The organism is Lysobacter alkalisoli (assembly GCF_006547045.1).
Lineage (GTDB): Bacteria > Pseudomonadota > Gammaproteobacteria > Xanthomonadales > Xanthomonadaceae > Marilutibacter > Marilutibacter alkalisoli.
The window spans coordinates 2,218,754-2,234,209 of record NZ_CP041242.1 but is presented as its reverse complement, the minus strand read 5'-3'; the positions used below and the strand labels follow the sequence as shown (position 1 = coordinate 2,234,209).

The 15,456-nt window shown below is 64.5% G+C and carries 13 protein-coding genes; 6 read left to right on the top strand and 7 right to left on the bottom strand.

What is annotated here, in order from left to right:
- Positions 1 to 150: 150 nt before the first annotated feature.
- Entirely contained in the window at positions 151 to 522 is a 372-nt protein-coding gene (locus FKV23_RS09705; protein WP_141623670.1) for a DUF6164 family protein, read from the top strand.
- Positions 519 to 1,376 (top strand): PA4780 family RIO1-like protein kinase, encoded by an 858-nt coding sequence (locus FKV23_RS09700; RefSeq protein ID WP_141623669.1) that lies wholly within the window; start codon positions 519 to 521, stop codon positions 1,374 to 1,376. Before FKV23_RS09705 ends, FKV23_RS09700 begins: the two co-directional genes overlap by 4 nt.
- A gap of 117 nt (positions 1,377 to 1,493) precedes the next feature.
- On the opposite strand, the gene trmY is transcribed toward FKV23_RS09700, so the two are convergent.
- The 4 genes from trmY to dbpA all read right to left on the bottom strand — a co-directional run bounded on the left by trmY (position 1,494) and on the right by dbpA (position 5,320).
- Positions 1,494 to 2,087 carry a tRNA (pseudouridine(54)-N(1))-methyltransferase TrmY gene (gene trmY / locus FKV23_RS09695; RefSeq protein ID WP_141623668.1) on the bottom strand — a complete coding sequence of 198 codons (594 nt, stop codon included), beginning with the start codon at positions 2,085 to 2,087 and terminating at the stop codon, positions 1,494 to 1,496.
- 116 nt (positions 2,088 to 2,203) lie between these two features.
- Positions 2,204 to 2,905, bottom strand: a complete 702-nt coding sequence (locus FKV23_RS09690) for a hypothetical protein (RefSeq protein ID WP_141623667.1) — start codon at positions 2,903 to 2,905, stop codon at positions 2,204 to 2,206.
- Positions 2,905 to 3,834, bottom strand: coding sequence for a hypothetical protein (locus FKV23_RS09685; protein ID WP_167285147.1), 930 nt, complete (start codon positions 3,832 to 3,834; stop codon positions 2,905 to 2,907). Before FKV23_RS09685 ends, FKV23_RS09690 begins: the two co-directional genes overlap by 1 nt.
- 100 nt (positions 3,835 to 3,934) lie before the next feature.
- Positions 3,935 to 5,320 (bottom strand): ATP-dependent RNA helicase DbpA, encoded by a 1,386-nt coding sequence (gene dbpA / locus FKV23_RS09680; RefSeq protein ID WP_141623665.1) that lies wholly within the window; start codon positions 5,318 to 5,320, stop codon positions 3,935 to 3,937.
- A 147-nt stretch (positions 5,321 to 5,467) separates the two neighbouring features.
- Here dbpA and FKV23_RS09675 point away from each other — a divergent pair, with 147 nt between their 5' ends.
- From FKV23_RS09675 to FKV23_RS09665, 3 genes are all read left to right on the top strand, one after another.
- A complete protein-coding gene (locus tag FKV23_RS09675; RefSeq protein ID WP_167285145.1) occupies positions 5,468 to 6,262 on the top strand; it encodes an energy transducer TonB in 795 nt (264 codons plus the stop codon).
- Between the two features lie 214 nt (positions 6,263 to 6,476).
- Positions 6,477 to 7,037 (top strand): papain-like cysteine protease family protein, encoded by a 561-nt coding sequence (locus FKV23_RS09670; RefSeq protein ID WP_141623663.1) that lies wholly within the window; start codon positions 6,477 to 6,479, stop codon positions 7,035 to 7,037.
- A 10-nt stretch (positions 7,038 to 7,047) separates the two neighbouring features.
- Positions 7,048 to 7,683: a hypothetical protein gene (locus FKV23_RS09665; protein WP_141623662.1), complete on the top strand. Its 636-nt coding sequence runs from the start codon at positions 7,048 to 7,050 to the stop codon at positions 7,681 to 7,683.
- Positions 7,684 to 8,614: 931 nt separating this feature from the next.
- Here the strand turns inward: FKV23_RS09665 and FKV23_RS09660 are convergent.
- The 3 genes from FKV23_RS09660 to FKV23_RS09650 form a co-directional block, all read right to left on the bottom strand.
- Entirely contained in the window at positions 8,615 to 9,532 is a 918-nt protein-coding gene (locus FKV23_RS09660; protein WP_141623661.1) for a complex I NDUFA9 subunit family protein, read from the bottom strand.
- A gap of 132 nt (positions 9,533 to 9,664) precedes the next feature.
- Positions 9,665 to 10,027 (bottom strand): PilZ domain-containing protein, encoded by a 363-nt coding sequence (locus tag FKV23_RS17225; protein WP_167285143.1) that lies wholly within the window; start codon positions 10,025 to 10,027, stop codon positions 9,665 to 9,667.
- Positions 10,024 to 11,346, bottom strand: coding sequence for a DUF1631 family protein (locus tag FKV23_RS09650; RefSeq protein WP_141623660.1), 1,323 nt, complete (start codon positions 11,344 to 11,346; stop codon positions 10,024 to 10,026). The genes FKV23_RS17225 and FKV23_RS09650 overlap by 4 nt, the downstream gene beginning before the upstream one ends.
- Positions 11,347 to 11,672: 326 nt before the next feature.
- On the opposite strand from FKV23_RS09650, the gene FKV23_RS09645 reads away from it, so the two are divergent.
- A complete protein-coding gene (locus FKV23_RS09645; protein ID WP_208543140.1) occupies positions 11,673 to 15,374 on the top strand; it encodes an amino acid adenylation domain-containing protein in 3,702 nt (1,233 codons plus the stop codon).
- Positions 15,375 to 15,456 lie beyond the last annotated feature (82 nt).

Genomic DNA, 15,456 nt, shown 5'->3' with positions numbered 1-15,456 from the left:
GCCCGGGGCAGCAGCTGAATAAAGTTCTGCAACAGGGGCGTTTATTGAACGATCAAGGGCCGCGCGCATGATCGTCGATGGCAGCGTCCTCATCCTGAACATGACGATCTGTGCGGCGGGGCGGCGCTGGGCGTCCGGTATCATTCCGGTATGGCCAAACTCCTGCTCAACCTGCGCAACGTACCCGATGACGAGGCCGACGATGTGCGCGCGATGCTCGATGCGGCGCGCATCGATTTTTATGAAACCCCGCCCAGCATGTGGGGCATTTCGGCGGGCGGGATCTATGTCAGGGAGGACGAGGATGTCGCCCAGGCCAAGCGCCTGATGGCCGACTACCAGGCGCAACGCCGTGTGCGCGTGCGCGCCGAGCACGAGGCCGCGGTCCGCGACGGCACCTCGGAGACGTTCTGGAGCGTGCTGCGTGCCGAGCCCTTGCGCGTCGTGCTGACGGTGATCGCGATCGTCTTGCTGCTTGGCCTGATGGCGCTGCCGATGGCCCTGCTCGGCGGGTTTTTATGAAGACTCCCACCGAGCTGCAGGCGCTGATCGACGATGGCGTCATCGACGCGGTGATGCGACCGCTCAAGAGCGGCAAGGAAGCGTCGGTCTACGTGGTACGCAGCGGCCACGAGGTGCGCTGTGCGAAGGTCTACAAGGACATGGCGCAGCGCAGCTTCCAGCAGCGCGTGCAGTACCAGGAAGGGCGGAAGGTGCGCGGCAGCCGCGAGATGCGCGCTATCGGCAAGGCCACCCGATACGGGCGCAAGCAGCAGGAAGCCGCCTGGAAGAACACCGAGGTGGATGCGCTGTACCTGCTGCGCGATGCCGGCGTGCGCGTGCCGGAACCGTATGGCTACTTCAACGGCGTACTGGTGATGGAGCTGGTGGTGGACGCCGATGGGCATTCCGCGCCACGGTTGTGCGAAGTGGAGCTGTCGCACGACCAGGCTTGCGGCTTCCATCGCTTCCTCATGCGGCAGGTCGTGAAGATGCTGTGCGTTGGCCTGATCCACGGCGATCTGTCGGAATACAACGTGCTGGTCGCGCCCGATGGCCCGGTGATCATCGATTTCCCGCAGGTGGTCAGCGCCGCCGGCAACAATGCCGCGCGCACGATGCTCCTGCGCGACGTCAACAACCTCACCGCCAGCCTGGGCGCCTGGGCACCGGAACTGCTGGAGACCTGGTTCGGCGAGGAAATATGGGCGCTGTTCGAGTCCGGCGCCCTGCGGCCCGACAGCGAACTGACCGGCGAGTTCGTCCATGATGAATCGGCGCCCGATATCGATAGCGTGCGGCATGCCATCAACGATGCGCGCGAGGAAGCGCTGATCCGCCAGCAGGGCCGCGAAGCCGCCGCGCAGGAAGACTGAGGTCATTGTCGGCAGGACAAGCTGGCCCCATTCCTCGAGTCGCCCAGACAGGGCTTGAAATCGGAAATGTCTTGATTCTCTCCGTCTCCAGTCTGGGCGCCGGTCTGGACGAGTGCGCTATCGCTGGTCCAGTTCGTGGTGAATCAGCACCACGCATTGCGATGCGAACAGCATTCTGGATCCAAGCGCGATCTTCTTCGCGCCCAGGCGCTCCAGGCTGTTGAAGGTCTTCTTCGGCATCGGGATGTGGTCGGTCAGCAGGAAGCACGGGTTGCCGTCGAACACCTGCTCACGGATCGATGTGCCTTTTCGATCCATGACGAACAGCTGGTGATCTTCGGCCAGCGCCTGCACCAGCCGCTCGAAACTCGTGGTGCGCACGGTGACGCCCGATTCCACCGGTCGCGCCTCGTCCTTGCCCATGCCTCTGGATGCATCCAGCGCCTTCGCGATCTTGCCCAGCAGCGCCTGTTCGTGGAAGCCGCCAATGTCCTGCATGGCGTTGGCGTCGAAGCTGATCGTGCGGCTGAAGTCGCGGGTGCTTTCCAGCACCAGGTGGACCGTGACGTCCGGGCGATGCGACTGGGCCACGAACACCGCGTTCATCAGCGTGTGTGCCAGGATTTCGGTATGCGCCTCCTTGCCGACGGACGCCAGCAGGGCCTGGCTGTCGGTGGGGGCGGCGCGTGCTCTGAGGACGAAGGTTCGCATGGAATCAGGATAGGTTTTTTACGCCCTGGTGAGTAACGATTGCGTCTTCCGCCATGGTGCAGGCGTTTCCGCAGCGGTTTCGCGGATCGGGTGCGGTTGTTCCGGCCCCGGTCCTCCTATCGCAGCATGTCCTCGAAGCGTTCTTCCATCGGGTTCCACTGGAACACCGCGCCGGGGCAGTGGGCGGTCTGCTCCATCCGAACCTGGGTGAGGCCACGTTCCAGTACCACCTGCACCGTTTCCATTCCGCGATTGCAGCCGGGCTGCGGCAATGCGAGTGTCTGCCAGCGCTCCCCGCTGGATTTGTCCATCACCTCGAGGGTGTTCACCGCCGTATAGCCCTGGCCCGTCGGGATCTGGAAGTAGAACCGTTCGCTCGATGCCGCCTGCAGCAGTGGATGGCCCTCCGCCGGCCAGCTCTCGTCGTAGTCCAGGTAGGCCAGCAGCTTCAGTTCGAGGGGCAGTGACTTGCCGCTGCGGTAGTCGGTCCAGGTGCCCGTGAGCTGCGGCGTCCAGCGATTGAAATTCGCGACATTGAAGCGCAGCCGCGCGACCGGCAGCCCGGCCGCGTCCAGCTCGTCCATGCCGAAGTCGTACGTCTGGTGCAAAAAGGCCGGCTTCAGTCGGATCGGCGTGCGATAGCGATCGTAGGAATAGATCGCCCGCTGCACCGCATTGCGGCTTTCGATCACGAAAGTGATTTCGCTGTTGCCGATGCGGCCGGTATAGATCGCATGCCCGGCCAGCGAGGGAGCCGATGCGCACAGCAGCACGAGGCCGGCAAGCCATGCGTTCCATCTGCGGGGAAGTCCCATCATCAGAAACGCTCCTCGCTCTCGCTGAACAGCTCAAGCCGGGTAGGCGTGACGAATCGGTAGTGCCGCCACTGAATGGTGCCGGCGCGGTAGTCGACGCCGTTCTGCGGTCGCAGGCTCACGCTGCCGCCGGAACCGAATTTCAGCACGCCCTGCGCGGCAAGCGCTTCCAGTTGCGGCTCGCGGTCGTAGCTGCCGGTGTCCTGCCGGTAGACGTAATAGTGCCGGTGGTCGGCGGTACGCGAAGGGTCGTCGGGCCGCATCGGCGTCACCGAGAAGTCGAGCGTGCCGTCATCGTTGAAGTCGTCCAGCTGCAGGGTGTCGGTGCCGAAGAAGAACAGGTTCAGTCCATCCAGCACCTGCACCGGCTCGCCGCTGTCGCGATCGAAGACGGTGATGGCGTCGACCCGGCCGCCATGTTCGCCTCGTTCCTTGCGTGCACGCACCCGGAAATGGAAACGTTCGTCGGCCTGTCCCTGCAGCAGGTCGCCGGCGTAGGCATCGCGCTCGTCGCTGGAGAACCGCGTCACCCGCTCCAGCCGGACCTCCTGCTGCTCGCGGCTGCGCAGATCGATCGAGCGCCCACGCAGGGTCTTCGCGCCGGGTGCAAACGGGTGCAGTGCGATCACGGCCGTGGGCAACAAGGGGTCGCCCAGTACGTTGATCAGCAGGCTTTCGTCCTCGGCGTATGGTGTCTTTTCCAAGGGCACCGGCTTGCGCTGCGCTTCGGTGAACAGATAGCCGCTCATGCCGTCGAGCTGCCAGTCGTGGATCAGCAGCAGTTCCACCTGCGTGTCGCCGACCGTGCCGTGGTACGTCGTGATCGGTCGTGCCTGGGCGAAGACCGGGGCCGACAGCAACAGCAGCGCGCACGCGACTAGCAGCATGCTTCCGGCACGCCGCCAACGCTGGCGGGCTTCGGTACGAGACATCTGTGGCAAGCGCGTTTCCTCGCAGATCAATCGGACAACGGCGGGTGAATCAGGCGCGACACGATACCCGATCAACCGCAAAACAGGAGGCGGCAATTCCCTACAGCTTGCGTACCCGGAACTTGCGTCCCTTGATCTTGCCTGCCTGCAGTCGCGCCAGCGCCTGGCCGGCCTTGGACTGGGCGATGGCGACGTAGCTGCGGGTCGGGAAGATGTCGATCTTGCCCAGGGCGTCCGCGGGCAGCCCGGCGTCGCCGGTGAGGGCGCCGACGATGTCGCCCGGGCGCAGCTTGTCGGTGCGGCCGGCGTCGATCCGCAAGGTGGCCATGGCGGCGCGCGGGGCCGAGTTGGGGCGCAGGGCGGCCATCGGCGGTTTCTGCCAGTTCAACGGCGCACCTTGCTGGACCTCGAGTGCCTGGGCGCGCGCGATCTCGCGCGGGGTGCACAGGCTGAGCGCGAAACCCTTGCGTCCGGCGCGGCCGGTGCGGCCGATACGATGCACGTAGACGGCCGGATCGGTCGGCAGTTCGTAGTTGATGACGGCGCCGATGCTCTCGACATCCAGCCCGCGGGCGGCGACGTCGCTGGCCACCAGTACCTGGCAGCTTCGGTTGGCGAAGCGCACCAGGACTTCCTCGCGGTCGCGCTGCTCCATGTCGCCATGCAGGGCGGCGGCGGTGAAGCCCAGATGGGTGAGGGAAGAGACCACCTCCTCGGTGTCGCGGCGCATGTTGCAGAACACCACCGCCGATTCGGGGTTGTATTCCATCAGCAGGCCGGCGAGGGCGGCGGGCTTGCGCGCCGGGTCGACCTCGAAGAAGCGCTGCTCGATGTTGGCGTGCGGCTCGCCGGTTTCGACGGCGACCGTCAGCGGGTTGCGCATGATGCTGTCGGCGACCGCGCCCATGTTGTCGGGCCAGGTGGCGGAGAACAGCAGCGTCTGCCGCTGCTTCGGGGTCCGGGCGACGATCTTGCGGATCGGTTCCTCGAAGCCCATGTCGAGCATGCGGTCGGACTCGTCGAGGACCAGCATGCGGATGTCGCGCAGATCGAGGGCCTTCTTGGCCAGCAATTCCAGCACCCGGCCGGGGGTGCCGACCACGACATGCGGAGTGTGCGTGAGCGAGGCGAGTTGGGGCCCCAGCGCAATGCCGCCGGTCAGGGTGAGCAGCTTGAGATTGGCGATACCGGTGGCCAGCTTGCGGATGTGCTTGCTGACCTGGTCCGCCAGTTCGCGCGTCGGGCACAGCACCAGCGCCTGCAGGCGGATCTGCAGCGGATCGAGGTGGTGCAGCAGGGCCAGGCCGAACGCGGCGGTCTTGCCGCTGCCGGTAGGCGCCTGGGCGATCAGGTCGCGGCCTTCGAGCAGGGCCGGCAGGCCCTGGGCCTGGATCGGCGTCATCTGCACGTGGCCGAACGCGTCCAGGCCCTGCAGCAGCGCCGGATTGAGCGGAAGGTCGGAAAATTCGGGAAGGCGGACAGTCATGTGGTGGCATGATACGGACTAAAGCGGGGAGCACCATCTCGCCGCCCGGATAAAATTAAGGGGGGACTGGCCATGGCCCGAAGGATTCTGCTGTTCACGCTGCTGGCGCTGTGCGCCTTCGCAGCCCTGGCTGGCCGGTACGACACGATGCGCAAGCAGGTCGAGGCCAGCATGCTGGTTACCGGCGAAGTCGTGGTCGCGCCCGATGGCGCAGTGCAGTCGTACAGCCTCGACCGTGCCGACGCGCTGCCGACAGAAGTCAAGCAACTGCTCGCAGAAGTCGTTCCGGGCTGGGAACTCGATGTGGCGAAGGCCGACGGTGATCCGTTGCAATCGCCGGCCGCGGTCAGGATGAGCGTGCAGTTGCTGGCGCGACCCATCCCCGGCGCCGATGACCAACTCCGGGTCATGATCCAGGACACGGCGTTCTGGGACCCGAAGGCGCCGGTCCAGGTCGAAGCCAAGGGAAAACTCACGCCGCCCGAATATCCACCGTTCGCAAATCGTTCGGGGATGAGCGGAATCGTGTACGTCGTGCTGCGGCTCAATCCCGACGGCGCCATCGCCGAAACGCATGTCGAACGGGTCGACATGACGGTGCTCTCCGATGAAAAGACGTTGCGAAAATTCAGCAAGATCCTCGCCAAGGCCGCTGTAGACGCGGCGAAGCAGTGGACCTTCAGCATTGCACCGGAACGGCTCGCCAGGCCGGGACCGATCGACGTGCGCGTGCCGATCGAGTTCATCAGCTGGAACCAGACTCCGAAAGCGGAGCACGGCCGATGGCGCGCTTACGTACCCGGACCGTACGCGCCGATCCCGTGGCAGAGCCGCACTGCCGACGGCGGTGAGGTCAAGGGCCACATTGGCGCCATGGTGCCCGGCCAGCTCTATTCGACGGACGCACCAATCAAGCTGCGGGGCTCGCCTGCGGGCACCTGAGCGCTGCAGCGGGGTGCCACAAAGCGACACCAATTAGAGCGTCTGTGACAACCACAGCTTCGGATTCCGAGGCCGGGCAACCGCCTTCACGCTTTCCGTGTGCTGATGTTGGCCGCCCGTGCCCGACACCTGCGTTGGTCCCGACACAGGGGCTAATCACGGACGACGGCCGTTGTCATGCGTAGCGCCGGCGTACGTCCATCGCGGAGGCGCTATGAAAAGAATCCTGTTTTTCACGTTCGTGCTGCCGATCCTGCTGGCCGGTTGTTGCAAGCCGCCGGTCATCGGGTCGCAGCCGGTCACGCTGCGTGCGCAGGAAACTGGCATGTGGTGCTGGGCAGCCAGTGGCCAGATGGTCATGCAGCACCTGGGCACCAGCGTCAATCAGTGCACGCAGGCCAACAACCGGTTCGGACGCAGCGACTGCTGCAACAGCCCGGTGCCCAATGCGTGCGTCAACGGAGGCTGGCCGGAGTTCGACAAGTACGGCTTCACCTTCAAGACCACGTCCGACGCTCCGTTGGCCTGGGCAGACGTCCGCAAGCAGATCCACTGCAGGAAGAAGCCATTCGCCTTCAGTTGGCACTGGAGCGGCGGTGGCGGGCACATGATGGTGGTGATCGGCTACGTCACCATCGACGGCGTCAACTACGTCACCATCAACGACCCGTGGGCACCGAACGTCGGTGACCAGCGCGTCATCACCTACGATGCCTATGTCAGTGGTTCCGGCTACACGCACTGGAACGACTACTACGACGTCACCAAACAGTAGGAGCATCGACATGAAACTGCTTATCCTGCTCCTGGGCTGCATGATTGGCGCCGCGGGAGCACAGACCATGAACCAGCAGGCCACCAAGGTGGACGTCCGGCAGGCGACGGAAGCCGCCGGAAAATCGCTGGACACCCTTGCCAAGCTGGTTACCGAGGACAACTACAGCGCCATGGGTTTCGAGTCGGCCAGGGAAGCCGCCGATGCCACCCTTGGCCCACCCATGCCCGTCTACCTGGTGCAACTCGACGAACTGCGCGAGTACGACGGCAGCGATCCCGCTGCCTTGCTCAAGCCACTGGAGCAGGTGATGTTCCCGGTTGTGTCCGGCGGCGCCACCCGTTCCGGCATCACCGTGGAGAACACCGGCGATGGATGGAAGGCGACCGGTTTCGGCAGCGCCCAGCTCACCCAGGCGATCGACCGTGCCAGCAAGGCGGCCGGCGCCACCGACCCGGTCGTCGTGCACGTAGCGGCCCTGCGGACCTACTTCGTCGCCCACAACGACGTGGATGGCATCCTGCAGTTCACGCCCGTCCGGGACGAGCCCGAGCTGGAGTTCAGGGCCGGAGCTTCCGTGCAGGCCGACCAGGCCCTGCTGGCGCTGAAGCCCGTTGCGCAACGCTACAACGGCCTGCCGCTCTGACGCACCCGTGCACTGACACGAAGGCCGGGCGACCGGCCTTCGTACTTTCCAATCAAAGGGGGCATGTTGGGAAAGGGGGGCAAGTCCAGCCTGGCTTCGTCCTCGCCTTTGGATCAGTCGGCCTTCGTCTGCAGACTGACCTTCTCATAACAGCGCTCGTACCTGGGCGCCGGCGGCGAATCAGGGCCGAGGAGTCGGGTCATACCCATCAGGCGCAGGCACTCATGCGGACACTGGCGCAGCGGTTGCGCATGGGGGACATCGAAAGATCTCGCCGCAAGGATGCCAACCCCGGCCGCATGGACACGTGCCATTGGTCCCGAGAAAACAGGGGCGAAGAAAGCAGGGGGCAGAGTGAAGTTCGCTCGAACAAAGAGGCCCGGATTCCTCCGGGCCTTTCATCGATTGAGCGGGGCAGGGTTCAGACCGGCGCAAAGCCCTTGGTCGTCTTCTTGTCGCGCTTCTCGGCCCTCTTCTCTTTCATCGACTTGGCCGGCTTCTTTTTCTGATCCTTTTTCTGGTTCAGGCCCTTGCTCATGTGATTCTCCTGGGCGCACGTGGCGCCGGACTGCGGTCGCAGCCGGTCCATGCAGTATGCGCTTGTGCGGGGAAAAGGGGGCGTCAATCGGTTGCAAGATTCTGTCCGTTTGTTTGAAACGTCTCGCCAGGCGTACGTAGACAATGGAACGGAGGCGCTCTTGCGGGGCATTGCGAATGGCTGAGATGTCATTGGTCGGTGAGATCCGGGTTTTCTGAAGATCGCTCGCGGCAATTCGACGTTCCGTGAAGTTTTGCGGTCTGCTCGACGGCACCATGAACGACGGCGTCACGAATAGTGGATCGTATGATCGTCGTTCATTAATGCGAACGAACATCTGCATGACGCGCATATGCGTACGCGCGTTGCGTTCATGGGCGAATCGCCGTCTCCTCAGTGTCCTCGCTCTCTTTCCGCCGGCAGGCATGTATCGAGCATGGATAGCAGGTCGCTCGGTTCGATGCCGAGATCCCTGAAGCCCTGGGCCCTCGGATTGGCAACGTTGTCGCGCTGCATCAGGGTGACCTGGTCCACGGTCAGCGGCGGGTTCTCCAGAATTCCGGATGCGGCCGCGACAAGTTTCCAGATCGCGAAAGGCATCGGTAGCAGCAGCCTGTTCCTGTCCAGATGGTGTGACACGGCCTGTACCAGCTCACGATAGGTATGGACCGTGGCACCTCCCAGTTCGAAGACGCGGCCCTGCGTTTCAGGTCGTTCGAAAACGGCCGCGGCGGCAGCGGCCACATCCTTGACGTACGCGGGTTGCAGGCGCGTCTTGCCGGCCCCGAACAGGGGTACCACCGGCAGACGGGTCACCCGCTCCAGACTCGAAAGAAATGCGTCGTCGGGTCCGAACATCGTGCTGGGTCGAAGCACTGCCGCCTGATCGAATGTTTCGCGCACGGCGCTCTCCCCGCGAGCGCGGGCACGGACGAAAGCGGAAGGCGAGGCTTCGTCGACGCCGATGCCGGAGACATGCACCAGCCGGGGCACATCCTGCTCCCGGGCACACCGGGCTACCGACCGGGCGCCTTCGACATGAATGGTGTTGAAGTCGAGGTCGCCGCGCTCGACGTATAGAGACACGGCGTTCACCACGCCCCAGGCGCCGGCCACCGCATCCGCTACCGCTGATGCGTCGCGGATGTCCGCCTCCACCCGTTCAGGCTCGGGCGTCAGGCCGCCCGGGTCGAACGTGTCGGGATGGCGGGCGGCGATGCGCACCTTGATGCCCGAGGACGCCAGTCGCCTGACGACTTCGCTGCCCAGGAAACCCGTACCGCCGAAAACGGTGATGGTTCGATCGTCCATGGGCGGATGAACGTAGCATCGCAGCGGTCAACGGGCTGTAAAGCAGTGCCCGTGGCACGAACGCGCGCTGAGTGATGGACTGGCTGGGTCGACACAGGCGTCGGATTCGGGGCAGGGTAGCCCGGCCGGATTTCAGGCCCGGTTCTGGCCGGCGGCGTCCAGCCATTCGCCGAGGCGCTGTTTGTTGGCCGCGTCGAGGTGGATGAAGCGCATTCCGACGAGGATTGCACCGCTGGGCTCGCGTTTCTGGCGGACCACCTGAACCCCGCCTTCCACCGGGATACGACGGTCGCCGAGCTGAAGTTCCACGTGCACCTGGTACAAGGCCTGGTCGACAAGCGGGCCGACGACCTGCACTTTCATACCGCCGCGCGAGATGTCGCGGGTGAGGCCGAGCGCACGCTGGGTCACCACATTGATCACAGGGACAAGTATGTCGACCCCCTTGCGCGGCGCGCGACGGCCTTCCGCATCACCGGTCGTTTCGCCAGTCATCGCGTGCCTCCAGTGCCGGTAAGCAGCCACGCCTGGCCGTCGGCAATCAGGCGTGAGACGGTGTCGACGTCGATCCATGTCTCCTGGCCGCTGTCCTCGTTGGCCAACAACACGCGATGGGCGTCCTTGTGATGGTCGCGCAGCCGGACGCGTACGATACCGCTGTCCCGGCTGAAGGCGATAAGCGCGCCCTTCGGAAGCGAATTGAGGCGTTCCTGCCAGCGCCGCGCGGCGGAGGACTCCAGATCGCCGGCAATCGCGGTGCCACCCATCTGAACCAGCGCGGCAGCGAGGCGCTCGCGTTCGGCTGGTGCGTAACCCGCCAGCGCGAGCGACCCGGCGATCCAGTCGCCAATGGCCGGTTCGACGGCACGGTTGGCGCGGACCGCGTCCACGATCTCGGCGACCACCGTCTTGCAGCGCAGCCATTCCTCGGAATCCGGGCCGAAGCGCGACACCAGGTGCACCATCGCGACAACGGCTTCGTGATACTGGGCCAGCCGGCTTTCCGGCAGCGAGCCCGGCGGCGTGAGTTCGTCGAGCGTGGCGTTCACTATGCGCATCGCCTCCACCTCCGACAGCAGGCCATTGTCGGCTGATGCCGCCCGGGCCTGACCCTGTCCACGGGCGGGGTGGGGGTGCGCACTACGCGCGCGCAGTGGCACGAAGCTCAGGCCGCTCAGTATCCCGGCCCTGTCAAGCAGTTCGTTCACCGCGCCGATGAGTGCCTCGTAGCGTGGACCGTTCTGCGTGTCGTAAACACGGTACAGCACCATGCGGGCGTGGATCGGCAGTTCAATCTCATGCGCGGCATGTCGCAACGCGCGGCAGAATGCCTGCGGGCCAACCGGCAGCAACGCGGCTGTGAGCGGCGGTCGCTCGAGCAGCACGGCGAAACGATGGCCCAGCAGCATCAGCGGGAAGCTTGCGCGCGACTCGTGGCGCGCGGCGATGCCGGCGAGTGCGCCATCTTCGTCGACGATGTGCTCGTCGAGCAGCATCAGTGGCCGCAACTGGTCGCGGAGCATGCCGGTCGACAGCGCGGGAGCCGCGTGATCGCGGGCTGAAAGACACTCGCGCCGCAAGGCATCGATGAACGATGGATGGAAGTCGGCTCCGCGTTGTCCGAGGGCCTGTCGCGAATCTATCCATTGCACGAGCATGTCGTCATCGCGCTCTTCACGTGCGCGCTCGATCATGGCTGCGTCCAGCCGCTTGATGAGCAGCTCGATGTCCGGTCGCATGCGCTCCGCGACCAGATCGAGGATCTGCTCGATCAGGCGTTGTGCGCGGGGCGGCATGGCATCCATGAGGTTCATTCAACCCCCACCTTCATCTACGGATGGTGAACTTCTGGAATATGGATGGTGGAGATGAGGGCAATCCGCCCTGCTGCATGGATCGAGCGTGTGGTCGGTCTCGCTGAATGGGAAGGACATACGCTGGCCGATGGTGAGATGTCCGCACCATAGGTGCGAGTCCCGGCTGGAGGCGGGGAAGGGCACTCCGATCCTGCGTTTTGGACCCCGCGTTTTGTGCGGGTTTCTGCGTTTTTCGATCTCGCAGGCCGATAGGCTGCGAGGCTGATCTCTTCCCGGAGTAGGCCATGCAGCGGCTTGAGCGACCCAGTGTGTTGGAGAATGTCATGCCGGACGCGATCGCGTCTGCTGGGGGAGTCTCCCTTCCGGACGGGGATGAGGCACACCGCATTCTCTTCGAATGGAACCGGACAGCACTGGCTTACGATCGGACGGAAACGGTCTGGGGGCTTATCGAGAAGCGCGCGCGGGCGCATCCGGAGCAGGTGGCAATCGTCGATGGAGACGCCGAGATCGATTACCGGCGCCTGACGGCACGGGCGAGCGCGATTGCGGACGAGCTTGTGGAGCGGGGTGTGGAGCCGGGGACGTTGGTCGGGGTCTGCATGAGCCGCACGTGGGAACTCGTGGCGGCTGTCGTAGGGGTGCTGCGGGCAGGGTGTGCGTACGTGCCGTTGGACCCGGAGTACCCACGCGAGCGGGTGCGCTACATGCTGGAGGATGCTCGGGCAGTTGCCGCCATCGTGGACAGCGAAAAGGGAGCAGAACTCTGTGGCGAAGTACCCTGGCTCGTGCGGCTCGATGAAGTGGGGGAGTCGACCCCGGAAGGGATGGCCGGACCGTCGGCGAGTGGCCTGGCCTATGTCATTTACACCTCGGGCTCGACAGGGCAGCCGAAGGGTGTCGCCGTCGAGCATCGAAGCGTCGTAGCGATGATCAGGTCGATGCGCGAGTTGCTGGACGACGAGGAACTGGCGGGGGTGCTGGCGGCTGCCTCCGTCTGTTTCGACCCCTCGGTCATGGAGATTCTGGGGACGTTGTCGCTTGGCGGGACGGTGGTGCTGGCGGAAAACGCGCTGGCGTTGCTGGAGTTGCCGTCGGCAAACCGGGTGAGGACGGCCATCATGGTGCCGTCGGCGATGCAGGGACTGCTCGCGGCCGGATGGCGGCCGGAGGGGATCCGGTGCATCGTTCTTGGAGGCGAAGTGCTTAAACGGTCGCTGGTAGCGCAGCTGCATGCGCTGGAGCCACGGCCGCGCGTGTTCAACGTATATGGCCCGACCGAGGATACGGTCTATTCGACAGCTGCCGAGATCGCCGTGGGAGCGGAGACGATCACGATCGGCAAGCCGGTGTCGAACTCCCGGTCGTACATCCTGAATGATTCCATGCAGCCGGTTCCGGTCGGGGTCTCCGGAGAGCTGTATCTGGCCGGCGACCAGCTTGCACGTGGATACCTGCATGACGAGGAGCGTACGAGGCAGCGGTTTGTCGAGGTGGATCCGGACGGGCCGATTCCAGAGCAGCGACTGTACAGAACCGGCGATCTATGCCAATGGAGCGAGAACGGCGAGATCGAGTTTCTGGGCCGGGTCGACCAGCAGATCAAGATCCGGGGCTTCCGGATAGAGCTGGAAGAGATCGAGTCCACGTTGGAGTCGATGGAGGGAGTGGACGCTGCAGCGGCGGCGGCCGTCGACGGAGCCGGCGGCAAGAAGATGCTCGTGGGGTATGTGGTGAGCCGGGACAGGGCGGTAACAGGCGAGGCGGCGCGAGCGCACGTGGCGGACCGGCTGCCCAGGCACATGGTGCCCCAGGTCGTGATGCATGTGGAGGAACTGCCACGACTGCCCAATGGCAAGCTCGACCGCAAGCAGCTTCCGCCACCGGAAATCGGACGACGTCATGAAGACGATGGGCACCACGACTTCCACTCCGTAACCGTCGCCTCCAGCGCCGCCGCCTCCAGTACCGCCGGTGGGCTGGCGCACCGCCTGGCGGGCCTTTCGAAGCACGACCGGCATGCGGCCCTGCTTTCGATCGTCAGAGCTGAAGTTGCCCAGATCCTTCGTTTTCACGATCAAGAGCAGATACTGCCGCATCATGCATTGGAAGCCCTCGGCCTCGACTCGCTGGACGCGGTGGAACTGAGCCATCGGCTTGCCACGATCCTGGGCCAAAAGCTGCCCGCATCGATTGTCAACGAGCACCCGACGCCCGCTGCCGTTGCCGATCACCTGCTCGACCTGATGGAGAGCGGCGCCGCAGGGCGTACGACGACAGAGAAGGCGCGAGGTGGAACCTCGGACACGCTCGCTCGTCTCCAGACCCAGCTTCAGTCCGGCTACCCTCCGTTCCTGGCAGCGAAGGCTCCCTCCTGGTCCGCTACCGACAAGGCTACGCTCGTCCAGGAGCTCAAGCGCCTGCTCAGCCGTCCAGGAGCAGACCCGCACAGCAAGTTCGTCCGCACGGGCAGCGCGCATAGAGGCACCGTTGCCGATATGCATACCGGCGAGGAACACGAGTCCATCGTATGGACCACCAACCTCTACCTCGGCCTCAACCGCGACCAGAGCGTCATCGACGAAGCCAGATCCGCGCTGGAGCGCTTCGGGACCGGAATGGGGACATCCGCAACCGCATCCGGCGTGACCGATCTCCACCTGGAGTTCGAAAAAGCCTTTGCCGAGCTGACGGGGAAGCCCGCCGCATGCCTGTTCCCCACGGGGTTCACCGCGAACCTCGGGGTGATCGCAGGAATTCTCGGCGACAGGGATCTGATCGTGATGGACCAGCTTTGTCACGCTTCCATCGTCGACGGCGCCCGCCTGTCGGGTGCGACGATAAGGACGTTTCAACACAACAACCCGTCTGACCTGGAGTCGGTCCTCGAGGCCGAAGCATCGCCTTACCGCACGACCCTCGTGGTTCTGGAAGGCGTGTACAGCATGGGGGAGGGCACGGCACCGGTGCGGGACATCGTGCACACGGCAAAAAAGCACGGTGCACTGGTCCTTGTGGACGAATCGCATTCCTTTGGTTTCTATGGCCCTCGGGGCGCCGGTCTTTGCGCTGATCAGGAAGTCACCGACCAGGTCGATTTCGTCATGACGACCCTCAGCAAGGCGCTTGGGAGCCTCGGCGGTGTCATTGCCGCCAGCGAGGCGCACATCGCCCTCCTGAAGTGGTCTGCTACGGCTTACATTTTCCAGGCGACATCCACCCCGGCTGACATCGCGGCGGCGCTCGCCGCCCTGCGCCGGCTAAGCGCGGACGATTCACTGCGAGAGCGGCTCTGGGATATCACCAATTACATGAGGAAGCGCTTTTCCGAAGCGGGCTACGACCTCGGGACAGGCGATGGCCCGATCGTCACTCCACATTTTCCTGACAGTGAAAAGCTCTACGCGACTGCCCGGGGCCTGAGCAAGCGTGGCATCCACACCTCGGCTGTCACGTATCCGATCGTGGAGCGCGGGCACGGTCGCCTCAGGTTCATCTGCTCGGCTTCGCACACACGGGATGACGTGGACAGAACCCTCGAGGCACTGATCGACGCGGAACGCGAAGCCGAGGCGCAGCAACAGACTATCAAGAGTGGCGCACCGAGTCGGCAGGCCGGACAGAGTTCGAGCGATGCACATCCAGGATGGTCCGGCGTGGAGGAATGGGCCAAGGCTTTTTGTGCCTATCTCAAGGGTGCACTGGCCGGAGCGCCCGGCCTGACACCGAATCTCGTCGTATCGTTCGGACTGCCGGACAATGAAAAACGGATCGCGATCCTGATTGTCGAACGCGACGTCACGCTGGTGGCCCAGGAGACAGCACATTCACCGTCCTGCTCACTTCTGCTCACCGATGGCCGGGCAATCTCCGCCTTGTGCCTGTCTGATGTGCAGGGGCTGCTCGACAGCATCATCAAGGGCTCATGCGTATTGAATGGCCAGGCTGAGGCGTTCATCTGGCTGATCGGGCGAATGGCCGACTGGCAATGCTGGAAGAAGGATCGCCATTCTTCCATTGGCTAGATTCCATTTTTCATTGTCGTGTCATTGACATGGATCAATTCACACGTCCGGTGGCGCCTTACGCTGGCTCCGTTCAGTCGAC

Bases quoted from the DNA above. Each gene is read 5' to 3' on its own strand.
- FKV23_RS09705 (WP_141623670.1), top strand. From the start codon at position 151: ATGGCCAAACTCCTGCTCAACCTGCGCAACGTACCCGATGACGAGGCC.
- FKV23_RS09700 (WP_141623669.1), top strand. From the start codon at position 519: ATGAAGACTCCCACCGAGCTGCAGGCGCTGATCGACGATGGCGTCATC.
- FKV23_RS09670 (WP_141623663.1), top strand. From the start codon at position 6,477: ATGAAAAGAATCCTGTTTTTCACGTTCGTGCTGCCGATCCTGCTGGCC.
- FKV23_RS09665 (WP_141623662.1), top strand. From the start codon at position 7,048: ATGAAACTGCTTATCCTGCTCCTGGGCTGCATGATTGGCGCCGCGGGA.
- FKV23_RS09650 (WP_141623660.1), bottom strand. From the start codon at position 11,346: ATGAACCTCATGGATGCCATGCCGCCCCGCGCACAACGCCTGATCGAG.
- FKV23_RS09660 (WP_141623661.1), bottom strand. From the start codon at position 9,532: ATGGACGATCGAACCATCACCGTTTTCGGCGGTACGGGTTTCCTGGGC.
- trmY (WP_141623668.1), bottom strand. From the start codon at position 2,087: ATGCGAACCTTCGTCCTCAGAGCACGCGCCGCCCCCACCGACAGCCAG.
- FKV23_RS09690 (WP_141623667.1), bottom strand. From the start codon at position 2,905: ATGATGGGACTTCCCCGCAGATGGAACGCATGGCTTGCCGGCCTCGTG.
- FKV23_RS09675 (WP_167285145.1), top strand. From the start codon at position 5,468: ATGCGCAAGCAGGTCGAGGCCAGCATGCTGGTTACCGGCGAAGTCGTG.
- FKV23_RS09685 (WP_167285147.1), bottom strand. From the start codon at position 3,834: ATGTCTCGTACCGAAGCCCGCCAGCGTTGGCGGCGTGCCGGAAGCATG.
- dbpA (WP_141623665.1), bottom strand. From the start codon at position 5,320: ATGACTGTCCGCCTTCCCGAATTTTCCGACCTTCCGCTCAATCCGGCG.
- FKV23_RS17225 (WP_167285143.1), bottom strand. From the start codon at position 10,027: ATGACTGGCGAAACGACCGGTGATGCGGAAGGCCGTCGCGCGCCGCGC.
- FKV23_RS09645 (WP_208543140.1), top strand. From the start codon at position 11,673: ATGCCGGACGCGATCGCGTCTGCTGGGGGAGTCTCCCTTCCGGACGGG.